Annotated in this window: 20 protein-coding genes; 13 read left to right on the plus strand and 7 right to left on the minus strand. The window is 52.6% G+C overall.

The window, feature by feature from the left end:
• Positions 1-7: 7 nt before the first annotated feature.
• The 3 genes from murA to ACMAY6_RS11915 are packed head-to-tail and all read right to left on the minus strand — an operon-like array spanning position 8 to position 2,225.
• Positions 8-1,270, minus strand: coding sequence for a UDP-N-acetylglucosamine 1-carboxyvinyltransferase (gene murA / locus ACMAY6_RS11905; RefSeq protein ID WP_435212111.1), 1,263 nt, complete (start codon positions 1,268-1,270; stop codon positions 8-10).
• A gap of 9 nt (positions 1,271-1,279) precedes the next feature.
• Positions 1,280-1,513 carry a BolA family protein gene (locus ACMAY6_RS11910; RefSeq protein WP_435212113.1) on the minus strand — a complete coding sequence of 78 codons (234 nt, stop codon included), beginning with the start codon at positions 1,511-1,513 and terminating at the stop codon, positions 1,280-1,282.
• A 1-nt stretch (position 1,514) separates the two neighbouring features.
• Positions 1,515-2,225 carry an MlaC/ttg2D family ABC transporter substrate-binding protein gene (locus tag ACMAY6_RS11915; RefSeq protein ID WP_435212115.1) on the minus strand — a complete coding sequence of 237 codons (711 nt, stop codon included), beginning with the start codon at positions 2,223-2,225 and terminating at the stop codon, positions 1,515-1,517.
• 160 nt (positions 2,226-2,385) lie between these two features.
• On the opposite strand from ACMAY6_RS11915, the gene ACMAY6_RS11920 reads away from it, so the two are divergent.
• From ACMAY6_RS11920 to yjgA, 13 genes are all read left to right on the plus strand, one after another.
• On the plus strand, positions 2,386-3,351 hold the full coding sequence (locus ACMAY6_RS11920; protein WP_435212117.1) for a calcium/sodium antiporter: 966 nt from the start codon (positions 2,386-2,388) through the stop codon (positions 3,349-3,351).
• A 5-nt stretch (positions 3,352-3,356) separates the two neighbouring features.
• Positions 3,357-4,328, plus strand: coding sequence for a KpsF/GutQ family sugar-phosphate isomerase (locus ACMAY6_RS11925; RefSeq protein WP_435212119.1), 972 nt, complete (start codon positions 3,357-3,359; stop codon positions 4,326-4,328).
• Complete coding sequence (locus tag ACMAY6_RS11930; RefSeq protein ID WP_435212120.1) at positions 4,328-4,852, plus strand: KdsC family phosphatase; 525 nt, start codon at positions 4,328-4,330, stop codon at positions 4,850-4,852. The genes ACMAY6_RS11925 and ACMAY6_RS11930 overlap by 1 nt, the downstream gene beginning before the upstream one ends.
• Entirely contained in the window at positions 4,849-5,391 is a 543-nt protein-coding gene (gene lptC / locus ACMAY6_RS11935; protein WP_435212122.1) for an LPS export ABC transporter periplasmic protein LptC, read from the plus strand. Before ACMAY6_RS11930 ends, lptC begins: the two co-directional genes overlap by 4 nt.
• Positions 5,392-5,446: 55 nt before the next feature.
• Positions 5,447-5,926: a lipopolysaccharide transport periplasmic protein LptA gene (gene lptA, locus ACMAY6_RS11940; RefSeq protein ID WP_435212123.1), complete on the plus strand. Its 480-nt coding sequence runs from the start codon at positions 5,447-5,449 to the stop codon at positions 5,924-5,926.
• A gap of 2 nt (positions 5,927-5,928) precedes the next feature.
• Positions 5,929-6,657 (plus strand): LPS export ABC transporter ATP-binding protein, encoded by a 729-nt coding sequence (lptB, locus tag ACMAY6_RS11945; protein ID WP_435212124.1) that lies wholly within the window; start codon positions 5,929-5,931, stop codon positions 6,655-6,657.
• Positions 6,658-6,820: 163 nt separating this feature from the next.
• Positions 6,821-8,248, plus strand: a complete 1,428-nt coding sequence (locus ACMAY6_RS11950; RefSeq protein WP_435212126.1) for an RNA polymerase factor sigma-54 — start codon at positions 6,821-6,823, stop codon at positions 8,246-8,248.
• 40 nt (positions 8,249-8,288) lie between these two features.
• Entirely contained in the window at positions 8,289-8,576 is a 288-nt protein-coding gene (gene hpf / locus ACMAY6_RS11955; protein WP_435212127.1) for a ribosome hibernation-promoting factor, HPF/YfiA family, read from the plus strand.
• 3 nt (positions 8,577-8,579) lie between these two features.
• Positions 8,580-9,041 (plus strand): PTS sugar transporter subunit IIA, encoded by a 462-nt coding sequence (locus ACMAY6_RS11960; protein WP_435212129.1) that lies wholly within the window; start codon positions 8,580-8,582, stop codon positions 9,039-9,041.
• 2 nt (positions 9,042-9,043) lie between these two features.
• Positions 9,044-9,913, plus strand: a complete 870-nt coding sequence (gene rapZ, locus ACMAY6_RS11965; RefSeq protein ID WP_435212130.1) for an RNase adapter RapZ — start codon at positions 9,044-9,046, stop codon at positions 9,911-9,913.
• Complete coding sequence (locus tag ACMAY6_RS11970) at positions 9,910-10,179, plus strand: HPr family phosphocarrier protein (protein WP_435212132.1); 270 nt, start codon at positions 9,910-9,912, stop codon at positions 10,177-10,179. Before rapZ ends, ACMAY6_RS11970 begins: the two co-directional genes overlap by 4 nt.
• A 94-nt stretch (positions 10,180-10,273) precedes the next feature.
• Positions 10,274-11,623 (plus strand): magnesium transporter, encoded by a 1,350-nt coding sequence (gene mgtE / locus ACMAY6_RS11975; RefSeq protein ID WP_435212134.1) that lies wholly within the window; start codon positions 10,274-10,276, stop codon positions 11,621-11,623.
• The gene (gene yjgA / locus ACMAY6_RS11980) at positions 11,616-12,149 is read left to right on the plus strand and encodes a ribosome biogenesis factor YjgA (protein WP_435212136.1); all 534 of its coding nucleotides are present in this window, start codon (positions 11,616-11,618) and stop codon (positions 12,147-12,149) included. Before mgtE ends, yjgA begins: the two co-directional genes overlap by 8 nt.
• Here yjgA and ACMAY6_RS11985 read toward each other — a convergent pair.
• Genes ACMAY6_RS11985 through mreC form a run of 4 tightly spaced genes read right to left on the minus strand, consistent with a single transcriptional unit; the run spans position 12,122 to position 17,873 of the window.
• On the minus strand, positions 12,122-16,012 hold the full coding sequence (locus ACMAY6_RS11985; RefSeq protein WP_435212138.1) for a YhdP family phospholipid transporter: 3,891 nt from the start codon (positions 16,010-16,012) through the stop codon (positions 12,122-12,124). The two genes, yjgA and ACMAY6_RS11985, sit on opposite strands and share 28 nt — an antisense overlap.
• 6 nt (positions 16,013-16,018) lie before the next feature.
• Positions 16,019-16,582, minus strand: a complete 564-nt coding sequence (locus ACMAY6_RS11990) for a Maf family protein (RefSeq protein WP_435212140.1) — start codon at positions 16,580-16,582, stop codon at positions 16,019-16,021.
• Entirely contained in the window at positions 16,582-17,061 is a 480-nt protein-coding gene (gene mreD / locus ACMAY6_RS11995) for a rod shape-determining protein MreD (RefSeq protein ID WP_435216015.1), read from the minus strand. Before mreD ends, ACMAY6_RS11990 begins: the two co-directional genes overlap by 1 nt.
• Before the next feature lie 5 nt (positions 17,062-17,066).
• The gene (gene mreC / locus ACMAY6_RS12000) at positions 17,067-17,873 is read right to left on the minus strand and encodes a rod shape-determining protein MreC (protein ID WP_435212142.1); all 807 of its coding nucleotides are present in this window, start codon (positions 17,871-17,873) and stop codon (positions 17,067-17,069) included.
• Positions 17,874-17,921 lie beyond the last annotated feature (48 nt).

Consider the following 17,921-nt stretch of genomic DNA (forward strand, 5'->3'; position numbering starts at 1 on the left):
CTTCAATTTAACCGGGCTGACGCCGAATATCTGCGCCCAAGGATTGTAATTTTTCCTCGATACACTCGTAGCCGCGGTCGATGTGATAGATGCGATCAACTCTGGTTTGTCCCTCGGCAACGAGCCCTGCAATGACTAGGCTTGCTGATGCACGCAGATCTGACGCCATAACCGGGGCACCCTTGAGACACTGCTGACCGACAATGAGTGCGGTGTTGCCTTCGATACTGATTTTAGCCCCCATTCGGTTCATTTCATGAGTTTGTATCAAGCGGTTTTCAAAGACGGTTTCTGTTACCCGTCCCACACCTTCTGCAACCGTATTGAGTGCCGTAAACTGAGCCTGCATATCGGTGGGAAAACCCGGGTAAGGTGCCGTGGTAATGGCAACGGCTTTGGGCTTACGCCCCTGCATATCGAGCTCGATCCAATCATCTCCAGTTCGAATAGTGGCCGAGGCCTCGCGAAGCTTTTCCAACACAATATCAAGATGATGGGGTATGGCCCCTTCGAGCCGAACCTTACCTCCCGTCGCAGCGACGGCAACCAAATAAGTGCCTGCTTCGATCCGATCAGACATGACGGTGTAGTCAGCGCCATGCAGTGCGGCCATACCGTCAATCTCCAAGGTTGATGTCCCTATGCCCGAGATCTGGGCCCCCATTGCGCACAGACACTGGGCCAAGTCGACAACCTCGGGCTCCCGGGCGGCATTGCGCAGCACAGTTTTGCCCTCCGCCAAGGTTGCCGCCATCAACAGGTTTTCAGTTCCACCCACCGTTACTGTCTCTAGCGTGATGTCAGCGCCCTTGAGGCGCCCGGCGCTCCGCGCCTTGATGTAACCCCCTTCAACACAGATCTCTGCACCCATCGCTTCGAGACCTTTAAGGTGGAGGTCCACCGGGCGAGACCCAATGGCACAACCTCCAGGAAACGAGACCTCCGCCTCGCCAAAACGCGCGAGCAACGGCCCCAAGACCAAAATGGAAGCCCGCATGGTCTTTACTAACTCGTAAGGTGCCTGCAAGGTGTTAATGGTACTGCCGTCTACTTCAATGCCAAGCTTCTCATCAATCATGAGATCAGCACCTAGGCTGCCAAGCAACTCAACCATGGTAGTGATGTCGTGCAGGTGCGGCAGGTTTCTGATGGTTGTTTTGGCATCGGTTAACAACGTTGCCGCTAGTATCGGCAACGCGGCATTTTTTGCGCCAGAAACTCTCAGCTGACCAGACAGCGTCCGACCGCCTTTTATGAGCAAATTATCCACGCCCTATGCTCAACCCGCCGCTTCAGCAGGGGTCATAGCGCGAATGTTTACCGCGTGCATGTGGCCTGCAGCGATAGCCGATGCGAGCGGCGCGTAAACACGCTGCTGCCTTGCGACCGAACGGACTCCAGCAAAAGCCTCAGAAATTACGCTTACCGTGTAGTGTCCGCCGGCTAACTCAACGTCTACTTCGGACTCTGGGAATGCCGCCAACACTAAATCTCGCACTTCACTGACGTCCACATTATTTCTCCGTTGAGGGGGATTGCACTCGATTGTCATCCCAATTTTCGATTACTGAGCCCACATTACCGTCTGCCTCGAGCACTGCAGCCTCAAACTGGCCCCGGTATATCTCGCCCAAATTGATATTTTCAATAATCAGGTTGCGAAGCTTCCAACTTCCATCACGGTACTGCCCCATCTGGTACTTAACCGTGTAAATTTTGCCATCATCACCAAAAACTCGCTGAGTGACAGACGCAACCCGCGTACTGCCTGGCGCCATATCCACTTCACCAAGCTCTACCCGGGAGCCCCCGAAAGCGAGCAACCCTCGGCTGTAGGTATTGACCATGCCGACGCGCAGCACGTCGGTAAATTCCTCCAGCTGTGCTCGCAACTGGTTTTTACCCACCTCATCCAAGCTTTTGTAGCGATCCTTGCTGGCATAGCGCCCCATGACACCTCGAGCGAAACCGCGAAAGTCTACGACGCGATCAAGCTCCTCCCCGACCGCACTGGTGTATCGCTCTGGGTCAGTATCAAAATACGCGGGCGCCTCTCTTGCAAGCGTCATGATATTGTCGGTCGCCGCTGCAACCACCTCGCGCGGGCCTGATTTCGCGATATCGTCCTGAGCAGCTGCTAGATTGGCAAAGGCGAGATGCGTGCAAATTACAAAAGCCGTTACCAAACCTTTCATAGTGCTGCCGAAGAGTGCACTGTTGACCATCAAGGCCTCCGTCGTTCTTGATCATTAGGATACAATACGTTGTTGCCCCTCGGTGAACGGGGACACACCGCAGTGCGCAGCATCATAACCGATCTACGTGCTTTGCGTATGAGATACCTGTACCCCAGGTGCGTCACCTCGTGCCACGTGAAGGAGCTGTATGCTTTTAAATTTTGTTGCCCTTGCCGCAGGGGTCGCCACCCTGGTTTGGAGCGCCGAATTGTTTATTCGCGGCGCAGCCGCAATCGCCCAGCGCGTGGGAATGCCACCCTTAATTATTGGTATGACAATCGTATCGCTGGGAACCTCAGCCCCTGAAATCCTTGTCTCTGCCACGGCAGCCGCCGCGGGGGCTGGAGGATTGGCCGTGGGCAACGCTCTGGGCTCGAATATTGCCAATGTCGGATTAGTATTAGGCGCCACTTTGATCATTTCACCCATTTTAGTGGGCAGAACCACGGCGTTTGTCGATTTACCGCTGTTACTTGCCATCACCATTCTCTGTGGCTGGTTACTTCACGACGGCAACTTGACAGCTTTCGATGCGTCAATACTATTCGCCACCTTGCTTTTATACCTCGTTCGCATCGCCTTGCATTTGCGCAAACCAGGTATCAATGACGATACCTCGCAAGTTGAAGAACTACCCCTGACCCGAGCGACAGGCGCTTTTATTCTCGGCCTTGCCGTTCTTATCATGAGCTCCCGAGTTTTAGTGTGGGGAGCGGTAAATATCGCTGAGGGATTTGGCGTGTCAGAGCTCGTGATAGGCCTGACTATTGTCGCACTGGGCACCAGCCTGCCCGAGTTGGCCGCTTCAATAGTAAGCGCAGTGAAAGGACATGCCGATATCGCGATTGGCGCTGTCGTGGGATCCAATATGTTTAACTTGCTCATCGTTCTCGCGCTACCCGGGTTCTTCTCAACACTGAGTTTGTCTGTTGCTGATTTACAACGAGACTTAGGGACTGTTTTCGCGACAACCGCCGGACTTGCCGTGCTCACATGGTTGGGCTGGCGCAGTGGAAAAAACCATGCACACCTAGGACGCTTAGCTGGTTGCTTGTTCCTGGGCTCCTATGTGGTTTACTGCCTGTGGCTTTACTATGACATTCAAAAGGTTTAACGACGATGCTGAATGATAAGGCACTGCTAGATTCCGGCCGACGCACACTACAGCTTGAAGGACAAGCCGTTGGGCAACTGGCCGACCGGCTGAGCATGTCCTTCGCCGCTGCGTGCCGACTGGTACTCGATACACAAGGTAGGGTCATTGTCACTGGCATGGGTAAGTCAGGGCATATTGCTCACAAAATTGCAGCGACCCTAGCTAGCACGGGAACCCCCGCGTTTTTTGTCCACCCGGGGGAAGCCTCCCACGGTGACATGGGCATGATAACGCAACGTGATACCGTGCTGGCCTTGTCCAACAGTGGCACAACGCCGGAAATTTTAACCTTATTGCCTCTCCTCAAGCGGCTTGGGGTAAAGCTCATTAGCATGACCGGGCAGTCGGAATCAGCACTTGCCGCGGCATCAGACGTCCACATCAATGCAGGAGTAGATACCGAGGCCTGTCCCTTAGATTTAGCCCCAACGTCAAGCACAACGGCTGCCCTTGCCATGGGCGACGCATTAGCGATTGCACTGCTGGAAAGCCGCGGCTTTACCGAGAAGGATTTTGCGTTTTCGCACCCGGGCGGCGCATTAGGAAAGCGGTTACTTCTTAGCGTGGAAGATCTTATGACCACTGGCAGAGACATGCCCCTGGTGGAACCCAATGCGACCTTGGCAGAAGCTCTGATGGAGATCACAGCAAAGGGACTTGGCATGACCATCGTCGGAGAAAATGGTCACCTCAAAGGTATTTTCACAGACGGAGACTTGCGACGCGCGTTAGAGGAGCAACCCGACATTAACGCCGTGGCTATTACCAAGCTGATGTCTACGGGGGTGAAAACGCTGCCAGTTGGACATCTCGCTGCCGAAGCCATGCATATCATGGAGCAGAATCGTATCTCCTCATTGGTTATCACCGACGCACAAAACCAAATCGCTGGGGTTGTTCATCTGATGGCCCTGCTCAAGGCAGGTATCAACTAATGACTCAGCTCAATGCCGTCGCCGCAAAACTCAAATTAATCGCCATGGATGTCGATGGTGTACTGACCACCGGGGCAGTCACCTACGACAGCAATGGCCTCGAGCACAAATCTTTCTGCATCAAAGATGGTTTGGGCATAAAGCTCCTGCAAAAAGCTGGACTTAGAGTCGCGCTGATTACTGGCAGGGCATCGCCCATGGTCGAGCGACGGGCCGCTGAGCTCGGGATAACCGATGTCATTCAAGGCCGTGAAGATAAACTGACCGCCCTGAAAGAAATGACAGCGCTTGTTGGCTGTACGCTGGAGGAAGCTGCCTATATGGGCGATGACCTGCCAGATTTGGCTGCCATCAGGACCGTCGCACACGGTGCCTGCCCGGCTGATGCCGTTGGCGCGGTGCGCGATGCTGCGGACTATGTAACAACAAGTTCAGGCGGCCAAGGGGCCGTACGGGAATGGGCTGAAACCTTGCTTCAAGCGCGAGGAGAGTGGCAGGCCTTGTTAAAGACTTACGACCTATGAAGCTCACCTTCTCTTCGCTGTTACTGATGGCAATAGCCGTCTTCTTTTGGATCACACTAGGCCGTGGTGACGAGGTTCTGCCAATACCATCAGCAACCACAAGCTCAATCGCTGATAGTTATCTAGACAGTGCTGAGCGCTGGAGCTACGACCCGTCTGGGACCCGCATTCAATATCTGACAATTGGTTCGGGTACTACTTACATCAACGACCCCGTCACCTATGCTGAAGATCTGATTTTTTTAAGTGCTGACGATAATGGCAACCGCTGGAAGATGACCGCAGCGAACGGTCAATACCATCCGGGGATAGCAGAACTTCTGCTCTCTGAGGGCGTGGCAATAAACTTGCTCGAGCGCGATGGAAATATGACAACATCCCGGATCCGTCTGCTGTTGGATGAAAACCGAGCGGTCACCGATGCCAAAGTGCAGCTGACAACATTAAATAGCATCACAACAGGCACCGGGCTCGAGATCGATTTAACATCCAGTGAAGCAACATTGCTGAAAGAGGTTGAAACTCGCTATGCGAACTAGAACCATAGCTTTGACACGTTTACTCCTAGTGGTATCAATGAGTTTAGGTGCAGCTGTGAGTCAGGCTTTACCGACTGACCGCGAGCAGCCGATCAAAATCACAGCCGATTCAGCCGTGCGTAATGAGCAAACCGGCGAGACACGTTACGAGGGGGCTGTGGAGCTGACACAGGGCTCTTTGCATATCAAGGCGGACCTGCTGACGCTTCATCAGCATCAGGATTCTGATGGCCTTGTTACGGCAACAGGCACACCCGCGACCCTGAAACAAACCCCTGCTGAAGGTAAAGAGCCGGTTAAAGCGGCGGCCAATCGCATCACCTATGATCAAAAAGGTGACAAAGTAACCCTGACAGAAAATGCTCGAATCGAGCAGGATGGCGCCATTGTTACCGGAGCCACAATTAACTATGTACTGAGTCAGCAACGTGTCACCGCAACAGGCGAAACGTCGGATGGCCAGGGAGCGGGGCAGCGCGTCGAAATGATTATTCCACCCAGCGCTATGGAGCGCCCTAAGAAATCGGACTCCTAGGCATGCAAAAAACATTATCCGCTCGAAACCTTGCCAAGGCATACAAGGGAAGGAAAGTGGTGAAAGATGTCTCTCTGGAGGTCAGGTCGGGAGAAATTATTGGCTTACTCGGGCCTAACGGTGCAGGAAAAACCACCTGCTTTTACATGATTTTAGGCCTGGTTAAGGCCGACGAAGGCCGTATGTTCCTTGACGATCAAGATCTGACCCCACTGCCCATCCATCAGCGTGCACGAGCAGGTATCGGCTATCTGCCACAAGAGGCCTCCATTTTTAGGCGTTTGTCGGTCCGCGACAATTTGCTAGCCATCCTTGAAATGCGCAAGGACATCAATCGCGCAGAGCGAAATAAGCTTTGCGATGACCTATTAGCAGAATTCAGCATCGGGCACATAGAACATTTACTGGGACAAGCATTATCTGGTGGCGAGAGACGACGCGTTGAAATAGCCCGTGCTTTAGCGCTTGATCCCGCGTTCGTCCTGCTTGATGAGCCCTTCGCCGGGGTCGACCCCATTTCAATTAATGAGATAAAGGGCATCATCAATCAACTGAAAGAACGGGGTATCGGTGTTTTGATCACAGACCACAACGTACGAGAAACGCTCGATATTTGCGAACGCGCCTACATTGTCGGCGAGGGCTACGTGATCGCGTCAGGAGAGCCCGAAACGGTACTCGCTGATGAAAAGGTTAAGGCCGTGTATCTAGGTGACGACTTTTCACTGTAAATTGTGAGTCAAGAAGACGGCCGATAATCTCCCCCCCCTGCTCGGGGTATTCCAAGCCAAGCTCAAGCAGAACTAAGCAAGTAATGCGCCAACCGTTGCGATAAGCCATAAGGCAGCGCTACACTAAAGGAAGCATCACGAGTATCAGCTTCCAAGAGGTGTAATGAAGCAATCACTGCAGTTAAAAATGGGGCAATCGCTGGCGTTGACGCCTCAGCTTCAACAGGCCATTAAGTTATTGCAGCTAAGCACCCTTGATTTGCAGCAAGCCATCGAAGAGACCCTAGAATCAAACCCGCTACTCGAGCGGGAAGAAGACGTCGACGCGCTAGAAGGGGGGCAGGAGAGTCAAAGTGACGTTGACTTTACTGCACAGGTCTCAGGTCCCGATAGCGCGAACGAGCTTCCGGTTGATACTCGCTGGGAAGACCTCATGCCCTCCTCCGCACCGCCGCCCTCACTACCTGACGATGACATGGGGCAATTTGCAGACCGGGATGCCGAGCCTGAAACCCTGCACGACCAACTGCATTGGCAGTTAAATCTCACCCGATTCTCAGCAACCGACCATTTGATTGCAACCGCCTTAATTGATGCAGTGGACGCTAACGGTCGGCTGACCCAGACACCGGAAGAAATTCTGGAAGCACTGCGGGATCCTGAACTTGAACTCGATGAGGTGTTAGCTGTTTTACATCGTCTGCAACATTTTGAGCCGACAGGCATCTTTGCCGCTGATTTACGAGAGTGTCTGTTACTTCAGCTACGCCAAATGGATGAGGAAACGCCACACCGCAATACCGCAGGCGCCATTGCCAATCGCCACTTGGAGAGCATAGCAACTGCCGATCCTCGGCAACTGTCACGACGGCTTAGAACGAGCCCAGAGGATGTCATTGGCGCACTAAACCTTATACGTTCATTAGACCCAACACCGGGCACATCAGTTGGTGACAGCACGACGGAATACATCATTCCCGACGTTTTTGTTATCCGCAAAGATGAGCACTGGCGGGTAGAACTCAATCCAGACATTGCCCCAAAGCTTCGTATCAATGCCGTTTACTCTGAGCTATTAGGGCAACCAGGATCCGCCAGCGATAAAAGTTATGTTCGAGAAAATTTGCAAGAGGCGAAGTTTTTTATGACAAGCTTGCACAATAGAAACGAGACACTTTTGAAGGTGGCCAGTAAAATTGTGGAACACCAAAGAGAGTTTCTTGAGTTGGGCGAGGAGGCCATGAAGCCGCTGATCTTAGCCGATATTGCACAGCAAATCGGCATGCATGAATCCACAGTTTCTCGAGCCACCACACGTAAATACATGCATACCCCCAGAGGAATTTACGAACTAAAGTTTTTCTTTTCCAGTCATGTTGCCACAACGGAGGGTGGCGAACGCTCATCTACGGCAATCAAGGCATTGATTAAAAAGCTTGTTCAGGGAGAGAACACTAAAAAACCACTAAGTGATAACAAACTTGGTGTGCTGTTAGAAGAACAAGGGATCATTGTTGCAAGGAGAACCGTGGCTAAATATCGAGAGCAACTCAATATACCACCCTCCAACGAGCGGCGGCGATTACTCTAGATTTTAGTATTGAAGTGGTATTAAGCAGGGAGTAAAAACTATGCAATTAATTGTAAGTGGACATCACATAGAGGTTACTGAAGGTCTACACGACCACGTAGCCGCTAAATTTGAAAAACTGCAAAGGCACATAGACCACATCACCAATGTAGAGGTGACACTAGTGGTCGAAAAAGCCAGTCACAAGGCCGAAGCAAATTTACACATAGCTGGCGCGGATCTGTTTGCCTCGGCCGAGAATGAAGACATGTATTCAGCTATTGATGCCCTTGCCGACAAGCTTGATCGGCAGATCATTAAACACAAGGAAAAGCAGCGAGGCCGTTAGGGGATGAGCTCTCTGGACAATTTGTTAAATTCGCAGCGTGTTCTCTGCCAGCTTCATGCGACCAGCAAAAAACGAGTGTTGGAGCTGGTGGCGCAGCATGTTGCAGATATTGAAGCGTCGCTGGAGGTTGAGCCAGTCTATGCGAGCCTGCTAGAACGTGAACGGTTAGGGTCTACTGCCCTAGGCACGGGTGTTGCAGTACCCCACTGTCGCGTCAACGGCTTGGATAAACCGTTGGGCTGCTTGATCACTTTAGCGTCCCCCATTGACTATGATGCGCCGGACGGAAAACCTGTAGACCTGCTCTTTGTTTTACTGGTTCCGCCAGACGCAACCCAAGAGCATTTGGACCTTCTTGCTGAGGTCGCGCGCAGATTCTCAGATTCTCTTTACTGCCAAGGTTTGCGAAAAGCCTCTAGCTCGGCAAGCCTGCTGCAAACTGCAACAGCAGCAAGGGCGGCCTGAACTTGGAACTCGTTATTATCAGCGGCAGATCCGGCTCGGGGAAAAGTACCGCGCTGCATCAGCTTGAGGATTTAGGATTTTACTGCGTAGACAACCTGCCCGCGGCACTTCTCCCCACCCTTACCCTGCAATTAGAGCGGGAGCAGTATCGGTCATTCCGAGGCATTGCCGTTTGTATCGATGTTCGTAACAGTGCCGACGACCTGCAACAAATCACAAAGGTTATAGGGGCACTCCCAAAGACCATCAATAGCCAGATTCTATTTCTTGATGCGAAGCCTGCAGTACTGACCAAGCGATTTAGCGAGACTCGTCGAAGGCATCCGCTGAGCAGTGACCAATACTCATTACCAGAAGCCATAGCCAAGGAGCACAACCTGCTGAGCGGCCTGTCTCAGGATGCAGACCTCCTTATCGATACTAGCGACCTTACGTTGTACGACCTGCGTGCTCTGATTTCCGCAAGGTTGGGCTCCCCGAACACACAAGGTTTATCACTGCTAGTGGAGTCCTTTGGCTTTAAGCGTGGCGTGCCCTCTGATGCCGACTTAGTCTTTGATGCCCGATTACTGCCCAATCCGCATTGGGAGAGTCACTTGCGCCCTCTGACCGGTCAGGACACTGCTGTGGCACAGTTCCTTGAGGGCCACACGCAAACTCAGGACTTTATAGATGACATCACAAGCCTGTTGCTGCGCTGGCTACCTGCCTATGAAAAATCCCAGCGCACGTATATGACAATTGCGATTGGTTGTACCGGGGGGCAGCACCGCTCGGTGTACACTGCGGAAGCGATCTATCACGCTCTGAAAGCTGAACATCCACGGATGCAAATACGTCATCGCGAACTTTCAGCCATGGTAACCGCATGATTGAAGACTCAGTTCTCATTATTAATCGACTTGGTCTGCACGCCCGAGCTGCGGCAAAACTTGTCGACTGCGCCGCCAGCTTCAGCAGCCAAATTACTTTGCAAAAGGATAAACAGGTGGTTGATGCCAAGAGCATTATGTCAGTGATGCTCTTAGCGGCAGGTCAAAACACGACTTTGCAGATGACTATCGACGGAGACGATGACGTCGCTGCGCATCAGGCAATCTTAGACTTAATCAACAACCGTTTTGGCGAGGCCGAGTAAACCACCGCGATAGGTAGGGACATATTCACTCTCTCCATGGGTGCGCCTCAGTAAATAGTCACCGATAATCTGAGTCAGCGAACGGAGGCTAGCGGTGAATTCTTCGGTTACAACAGAAAAGCAGCTCGCGCAGCTCGATCGCGCTCTTGACGCGGGAACACTTGGTGACGTTGCAGGTATCGTCGGCGATTTATCGCCAGGAGACGTGGCCTACCTGATCACGTCGTATCCTCCCCGAATCCGACAGGTGATCTGGAGCTTATTAGAGCCAGAGCAAGAAGCCGACGTTCTCAACGAATTACCCGAAGACCTACGTAATCAAATCCTTGTAGAAATGGAGCCTAAAGCTCTGGCTTTGATCGTAGGTCAGCTCGATGACGACGACGTCGCCGACATTCTTCACGACCTTCCAAATTCCATTACCGAGCAAGTGCTTGGAATCATGGATGAAACCGATCGAACGCGACTGGCCACAGTGCTGGCGTTTCCAGATGATGTTGCTGGTGGCCTAATGAGCACGGATACCATATCGATTCGCGCTGATCTGACACTCGATGTCGTCATGCGCTATCTCCGACGCCACGCAGAGATTCCGCAAAACACCGACAGCATTATTGTCGTCAATCGTGAAGATCACTTCGTCGGTCTTCTCCCGATACGAATTCTTTTGGTTGCCGATCCAGCCCAGTCGGTAAGAGAAATGATGCTCACAAATCGCGATGCCATTCCTGCACAGCTACCTGCGGCTGAAGTGGCTAGACTATTTGAGCGAAACGACTGGATCTCAGCACCCGTTGTAGACGAAAAAAATCGATTGTTGGGTCGAATTACCATTGATGACGTCGTTGACGTGATCCGAGAAGAAGCCGACCACTCCCTGACCTCTTTAGGGGGCATCGGAGAAGACGAAGATACCTTTGCCACCGTAATGCAAACGGCACCGCGTCGCGCGGTCTGGTTGGGCATTAACCTATTGACCGCATTTATTGCTTCGTCAGTGATCAATGTATTTCAAGACACTATTGAAAAAGTGGTCGCTCTCGCGGTTCTGATGCCCATCGTGGCCTCAATGGGCGGCGTCGCGGGAACCCAGACATTAACTGTCTTAATTCGAGGCCTCGCAATGGGCCAATTAAACAGTCGTAACCAACGTTGGCTGGTGGCACGGGAAGCCCTAGTAGGAATCGCTAATGGCATACTTTGGGCTCTCGTTGTTGCCGCAGCGGCTTCTGTTTGGTTTGAGGACTGGACGCTAGGCGCGGTCATTGCCGCGGCAATGATGATCAACCTAATGACCGCGGGTTTAGCCGGGGCGGTTATACCGCTAACATTAAAGCGGCTGGGAATTGATCCCGCGCTTGCAGGGGGTGTCGTACTCACCACGGTCACAGACGTCGTGGGCTTTTTATCCTTTCTTGGATTGGCAGCAATTTTTTATGGCTAAAACAGATCTCGAAGACAGCGACTGGAATCCTGAGGATGCCCCGCCGAGTAAAAGCTCAAAAAAACGTGCTATGACGGCACTGCAGGTGCTAGGAACCCGCTTGGTAAATCTAACACCGAGTCAGCTCGAGCAAGTTCCAATCGAAGACCCCCGTTTACAGGAGGCGGTTCTTCAAGCGCGTAAAATCACTCAGCGAGGGGGACTTCGTCGCCAACTGCAGTACATTGGTAAGCTCATGCGGGTGATCGATCCCGAACCCATAGAAAACGCCCTCGCAAAGCTCGACGGCGTCCATCAGGAGGAGCGGGCACAACTGCATCAGCTTGAACAGTTACGAGACGCGCTAATCGCTGACGGCGATGGCGCCCTGCCAGAAACGTTAGCGGCGTTTCCCCACGCAGATCGTCAACAGCTTCGCCAGCTTGTCCGTCAATGCGACCCCAAAGGACCCCGCGCCAAAGAGCATGCGAGAAAACTGTTTAAATACCTCCGAGAGCTTCAGGACTCTTCCGACTTAGATTTTTGAGCGCTCTCTTGTGGGCTGTCAGCGGTCGGGGGCTGCAAATCAACCGGCGACCCGGCATCAAATATTCGAATGAAAGTGACCTCTGGAGCGCTGAGATTACCTTTTACGGCATAAACACCGCTGCTTAAGCTTAAGAACTGATCTTCAAACACCTTGCTAACCAAATAAGCTCCCGCCGCTACTGGAATCCCTCCCACTAAAGCTGCCACCCAAGGAATATTTTCTACCAGCGGCAAGGTCACTACTAGCTCCCCGTCGATCATCTCGGTGACAAGGTCAATATCGCTTTTAAAGTTGAATCCGCCCCCCGTGCCATTTATGTCAAACAGTGGAATCTTGACGTTACCCGGGCTGAATTCAAATTCTCCAACCGCTGAGCGAAACGCAACACCCGGATCAAAAATTCTGGTCACGTCCGCTCGACCGAAGAGCCCCGCTAGGTTTAACAAACTAAATACCCGCACAGCGCCGGTTGCCCCAGACGAGACGGGTAAAAAAGAGCCCTCTGTTAATTGCATTTGCGCCGACCCTGTTAAAGCGAGCAGGTTCAAATCTGTGGGCCCGCCTGGCCAAGCAAGATGCGTCTCGATCACGCCTGAGCGCGTGGTAACCAAGGGCTCCAATGAAAGATCCGTAAAAGTGCGCTGAAAATCGAGCAATTCCGCTGAGACATTGAGTTCCGTAACCCAACGACCTTGGTTGTTTTCAGACCACGTTAAATCGCTTCCCTCCAACAGTGTCAATCCCGCTAGCTGACCTTGTATGTCCTCAATGACTAGGGCGTCAGCCGCACTTTTTAAGCGAAATTTCGCTGCACCCATTGCCCGTTTTTTATACGTAAGGTTTGCCACGGTGACATCAAGAGAAACCGGGAGCTCTGGTGGCTGACGCGCGCTTATTTCATCTTCAGAGGGGTACAAACCGGTCGCAACTGTGTTCAGGCCACTGAGCTGATCATAGTTAAGTTGATTGATAATAAGCGCTATACCTTGGTCGTCTTTTGGAATGGTCAGCTCTGCATCCAGCCACGACGTATTGATGCCAACCTGGTGCCAAGTTGTATAGGGCGTCACATCGACCGTCACGTCCTCGACAGCAATCGTGCCTACGACAAGCTCACTTATTCCCAAGGTCTTAATCCGCAAGGGCCACTGGGATGGAGCGCCGCTCGCTGGAGGCTTGAACTGACGTAAAGTAGCCAACCACGGGTCGAGCTCAACATGCGATATTTGACCAAAGGCATCCACACCAGAAGTTATCGGCTCACGAGGAAAAACAATGGGTTGTGTCCGTGGTGTTAGGTCAAGCGCCAGGCCGGTAAGACCTTCCTCACCCTGATAAATTTGTGCCTGGCCACGCTCAAACCAAAACACTTCCCACGGTATAGGCTCACTCGGCTGAAAAATAACGGTCAAGGGTGCGGCCTCGTCCGCCAATTTTCCAAGGGGTTTGGGTAAGCTCACTGCCATGCCGTCTAAGGTCGTACTCAAGTGGAATTGAGTTAACTTGCCGACAGCAGCATCGACAATCACCTGCGTCTTGCCAGACAGGGGCGGCGCTTGCTCTTCGTCGACCAAGGAATACTTCGCCAGACCTTGGCTCCATGATAAAAAATTAGCTCCAGACACCTCAGCAATAAATCGCCCATCAAATAATTCTGCGTCGTTGAGCCCAGAGCTACCCGATCCTATTGCTGTCGAAACAGGCTCTCCAAACAAGGTAGATCGTAGATTCCGGCTAGCAAAGCCGGTCTTTGAATTGAAATCTAACCCACCCTGCAAATCGTCCAACGTCAGTGCCAAAAGGCGCGAACTCACTTTAGCCTGAGACAACTCAGCAGACACAGCTACCTGTGGCGCTGCATCCGGTGATCGGAAATTCATCGCTAAGTCTAAAGCGCCTGCAACAACGCCCTGAAAATCTAGATCGTCCAAAAGCGTAGGGCTGAGGTTGTAAATTGGACTATTCCGCAACAAATCTAACGCCGCCGCTCCCCGCCCCTGAAACCTGCCAAAGGCCAACAGCTCCCCAGCCGAGCCAGCGGCATCGACCTCCACTGAAACGTCCTCGACGACGGCATTACTGATGATGCCTGTATTTGCCCACACACTCACTCGGTCAGTATCTACCAGTAACACTCCTCTAAAATCATCGATCCTCGGCCAGTTAGGTTGGAATCGGATACTGCCATCAAGTATCTCCGCCGCGATCTGCATACTCTGACGCCCTGAGCCAAAGCCTTTAAAGCCTCCTCGCCACAAAAAACCTGTCTGCGATAAGCGTCCACCTAAAATACTGCTATCCAACCACTCCTCGAGCACGTTAGGAATTCGGTAGGGGATATATTTTTGGCGAACGTCGACCCCTGCAACAGGAACGCCGACATCTAGGTACATCGCTAAAGGCGGACCCAGCACAGCCTGAGGCACCAGAGGAATGGTCATACCAAAAAGGGCGAGGGCTTGATGGTCTGCTTGCTCACCCTTGAAAACACCATCCGTCAGGAAGAGCGTGTCTGCATCCCAATTTGCCGAAAGCCTCCCCATAACCTGCGTGAATTCGATCGGCTCTCGATACGCCTTGGGTATATCCAATGCAAAGTTCTGGGTATCGAGCCAAGCTGTGGCGCCCATATGAGTCGCCACGACCGTCCCATCTATACCCAAGAGTCCCGGTATTTTTTTTCGTGCTTGTACGGAAATATCTTTGACTTCTGCCGTAGCGGACCAGTCTGAAAGCGGCTGCTGCCAATCTGCCAGCTCTGCTTCTACTGCCAGGACAGACCCTGTCGGGGCCAGCTCAGACAATACTTCAGAGACCTTCCCGGGCAGTAAATCACTGGCAACCACCGTTGCTAACAAATTACCGACATCTAACGCCTCGGTTTGCAGCCGCAGGCTGCCTCCACGGTTCTCAATCTCCAGTCGGTCCAAGGAGAAATCAGAGTCCTTCGAGTTCATGGCAAATGATTGGAGTCGGCCTGTCCAGCCGGCAGGCTGAATGTTGACCCCCGCGTCAAAGGCCAGGCTATCAAGCTTTGACGTGCGACCATCTTCATGGGACCAAGTCAGCTCGGAGACAGCCAGTGACGCCTCAAGAGTGGGAGATTGGCTATTGCTGTGATACCAGAAATCCAGCTCACCGATTACGCTCACCTCGCGGCCGAGCAGGTTCGCCAGCCACCGGGCATTAGGGAGACTCAGATGGCCATACAACTCACCGACAAACCGGTCCAACTGTAGAATGTCTCCAACACTCGAGCCGGAGATGCTGAGATGCGAATTGCTTGGACCCGACACCTCTACCGCTATTTGACGCTCACTTCCTGCACGACGCAAATCAAGGGTCAATTTCAACGGCTCGCGACCGCCCTCTGCCCCCACCAACCCAATGTCTGCGCGCTCAATAGTGACTTTACGAAATGCCGCCAGCAGCTCAGCAGCTAAACGGGCGCCGCTACCATCACCGTTCATTACCGGCAAAGCGCCCACGGGTAAGTCAACTCCAAGGCCATCTAACCGAAGCGTATCGAGTCGAATTTGCCCAGCCAACAATGAAGCCCAGGGATCGACAGTGACCTCTGCCGAACCAAAGATAATAGGCGTACCGTTTGGCAGCGTGATGCGCAGATCAGTCACTTGGATGCTTGGTTGAAATTTTTTGATATCCCCACGAAGACTGGAGATTTCATAATTGAGTTCGCTCCTTTCGGAAACCCAAGCATCAATATTTGTCTGGTACGCCGGCAAAGCACTTAAAAGTGCTCGAGCACCCGCAACATACACCGCCAGCACAACCACCAACACAAGCATCGCGCGCCAAAGCGTTCTTCCTAGGACTTTGTATATTCGCTCAGCCGACATACTGTCTCACTGATCTAACCCCATACCAAAATTAACCAACAAAGCCTTGGTTTCAACAAGAGGCAACCCCACCACTGAAGAATAACTGCCCTCAATACGCAGAACGAAGGCACCTCCTCGCCCCTGAATCGCATAGGCACCAGCTTTGTCCCAAGGTTCTTCGGTATCCAGGTAACGGGCTATGTCTCTCTGCGAAAGTTTTGCGAATGTGACCAAAGTGTGCACCACGCAACTCTTGACAACGTCATCACAACGCACAGCAACACCAGTCAGCACATCGTGAGACCGCCCCGAAAGCATCGAAAGCATCCGCGTTGCATCTTCACGATCCTCCGGCTTGCCTAGAACCACATTGTCTACCGTTACCGTCGTGTCGGCCCCCAGAATGAGTTCACCCGGCGCATCCACTGCCGAGGCCTTAGCAATTGCCAGGCGAGCAACATAATCTCGTGGGGTTTCACCTACTCTAGGGGTCTCGTCGACATCGGGGTTCATACAGCTGAAGTCAGGTGTTAGGAGCTCTAGCAGCGATCGACGCCTGGGGCTTCCGGAAGCGAGCACTATCCTCATCACTGAACCTCGTAGTACCGTCGTACAAATCTCAGGCAATTACGCACTGGCACCCAAAATAATAAAGAGGTCGCTGCCGGAATGAGAAAGGCCGTGCCGACATGCTGCCACCCCAGAAACGTTTCCAGACGCTGTTCCACAAGATGAACCAACGAAATCAATAGGCCCATGACAAGACTCTGCTTTAGCCCATCAAACTGGCGAACGCGTTGATAACTAGCAAGGATGACGAGCACAGCCAATACGGCACCAATCGCTGTTGCACCGACGGGAGAACCGTCAAGAAGGTCAGTGAGTATTCCAACCACGCAGGCGAGCAGCACTCCAACACGAGTAGGCAGTGCTAGGACCCAATAGAACAGAAACAACAGTGGCCAGTCAGGAACGTACCCTCGCCACATAACGGGCACTGGAATCGCGACCAGCAAAAGTGCCACAAAAATCGAACCCAAGACCACCCAGGAGCCTCTTTCTGCCATCACAACTACTGACTGCCACTAGGTGTTAGGTCCAGCGCCAACATCACATGGCGCCCGCGATCGAGATGCGCGATCGGCACGGCAATAACTTGTGAAAATGACGAGCCAGGCTGCTTCACGATCGTCTTTACCATGGCAACTGGATACCCCGAGGGAAAAAGGCCCCCTAGGCCTGACGTCACTAAGGTGTCACCCTCTCTAATATCTGTCGTCGCTGCGATATGTCTGACCACCAATCGATTTAATGTCCCGGTTCCTTCCGCGAGGCCCCGCACGCCACTGCGCAACACCTGAACGGGAACCGCGTGAGTCGCGTCGGTAATCAACAGCGCGTGACTGCTGTACTGCCCAACCTGAATGACCTGCCCCATCAGACCATCTGCCCCAAGCAGCGGTTGCCCCATGTACACAGCGTCAGCACTACCCTTATCGATAATCAACTCATGACGAGATGGCGCTGCTGTCACCGCAATAATCTCGGCGACCATAACCTCACGCTCGAGTGTCTCGGCCGAGCGTAACAAGGCACGATAACGTCCATTTTCAGCGAGAATAGCTGCAAGGGTTTGGGTTTGCCCCTTTAAAACCAAGTTTTCTTGCGACAACCGGTCATTGTCTGCTCGCAGCGTGCTGTAAGACTTAAAAAACTCTCCAAGGCTGTGGAAAGCCGATACGGGTGCCGCCGCAATGCGATATACAAGTGCCGCAGAATCAATGGTGAATTGTCGCGGGGTTTCCAGCGCAGGATGGTCACGCAGATAAAAAAGCAGTAGCAGGCTGCAACCGATTGCCAAAGTGGCACGCCAACCCACATGCTTTTCTTTAAGAAATAGGGGTTTGATCGCTCACCTCACCTCAAC

Source organism: Luminiphilus sp. nBUS_16 (genome assembly GCF_051201645.1).
Lineage (GTDB): Bacteria > Pseudomonadota > Gammaproteobacteria > Pseudomonadales > Halieaceae > Luminiphilus.

What these genes read in the sequence shown, in the direction of transcription:
- lptB (WP_435212124.1), top strand. Translation starts at nt 5,929, where the DNA reads ATGCAAAAAACATTATCCGCTCGAAACCTTGCCAAGGCATACAAGGGA.
- ACMAY6_RS11960 (WP_435212129.1), top strand. Translation starts at nt 8,580, where the DNA reads ATGAGCTCTCTGGACAATTTGTTAAATTCGCAGCGTGTTCTCTGCCAG.
- hpf (WP_435212127.1), top strand. Translation starts at nt 8,289, where the DNA reads ATGCAATTAATTGTAAGTGGACATCACATAGAGGTTACTGAAGGTCTA.
- ACMAY6_RS11930 (WP_435212120.1), top strand. Translation starts at nt 4,328, where the DNA reads ATGACTCAGCTCAATGCCGTCGCCGCAAAACTCAAATTAATCGCCATG.
- lptC (WP_435212122.1), top strand. Translation starts at nt 4,849, where the DNA reads ATGAAGCTCACCTTCTCTTCGCTGTTACTGATGGCAATAGCCGTCTTC.
- yjgA (WP_435212136.1), top strand. Translation starts at nt 11,616, where the DNA reads ATGGCTAAAACAGATCTCGAAGACAGCGACTGGAATCCTGAGGATGCC.
- ACMAY6_RS11990 (WP_435212140.1), bottom strand. Translation starts at nt 16,582, where the DNA reads ATGAGGATAGTGCTCGCTTCCGGAAGCCCCAGGCGTCGATCGCTGCTA.
- ACMAY6_RS11915 (WP_435212115.1), bottom strand. Translation starts at nt 2,225, where the DNA reads ATGGTCAACAGTGCACTCTTCGGCAGCACTATGAAAGGTTTGGTAACG.
- mreD (WP_435216015.1), bottom strand. Translation starts at nt 17,061, where the DNA reads ATGGCAGAAAGAGGCTCCTGGGTGGTCTTGGGTTCGATTTTTGTGGCA.
- ACMAY6_RS11950 (WP_435212126.1), top strand. Translation starts at nt 6,821, where the DNA reads ATGAAGCAATCACTGCAGTTAAAAATGGGGCAATCGCTGGCGTTGACG.
- ACMAY6_RS11920 (WP_435212117.1), top strand. Translation starts at nt 2,386, where the DNA reads ATGCTTTTAAATTTTGTTGCCCTTGCCGCAGGGGTCGCCACCCTGGTT.
- ACMAY6_RS11970 (WP_435212132.1), top strand. Translation starts at nt 9,910, where the DNA reads ATGATTGAAGACTCAGTTCTCATTATTAATCGACTTGGTCTGCACGCC.
- ACMAY6_RS11925 (WP_435212119.1), top strand. Translation starts at nt 3,357, where the DNA reads ATGCTGAATGATAAGGCACTGCTAGATTCCGGCCGACGCACACTACAG.
- ACMAY6_RS11985 (WP_435212138.1), bottom strand. Translation starts at nt 16,012, where the DNA reads ATGTCGGCTGAGCGAATATACAAAGTCCTAGGAAGAACGCTTTGGCGC.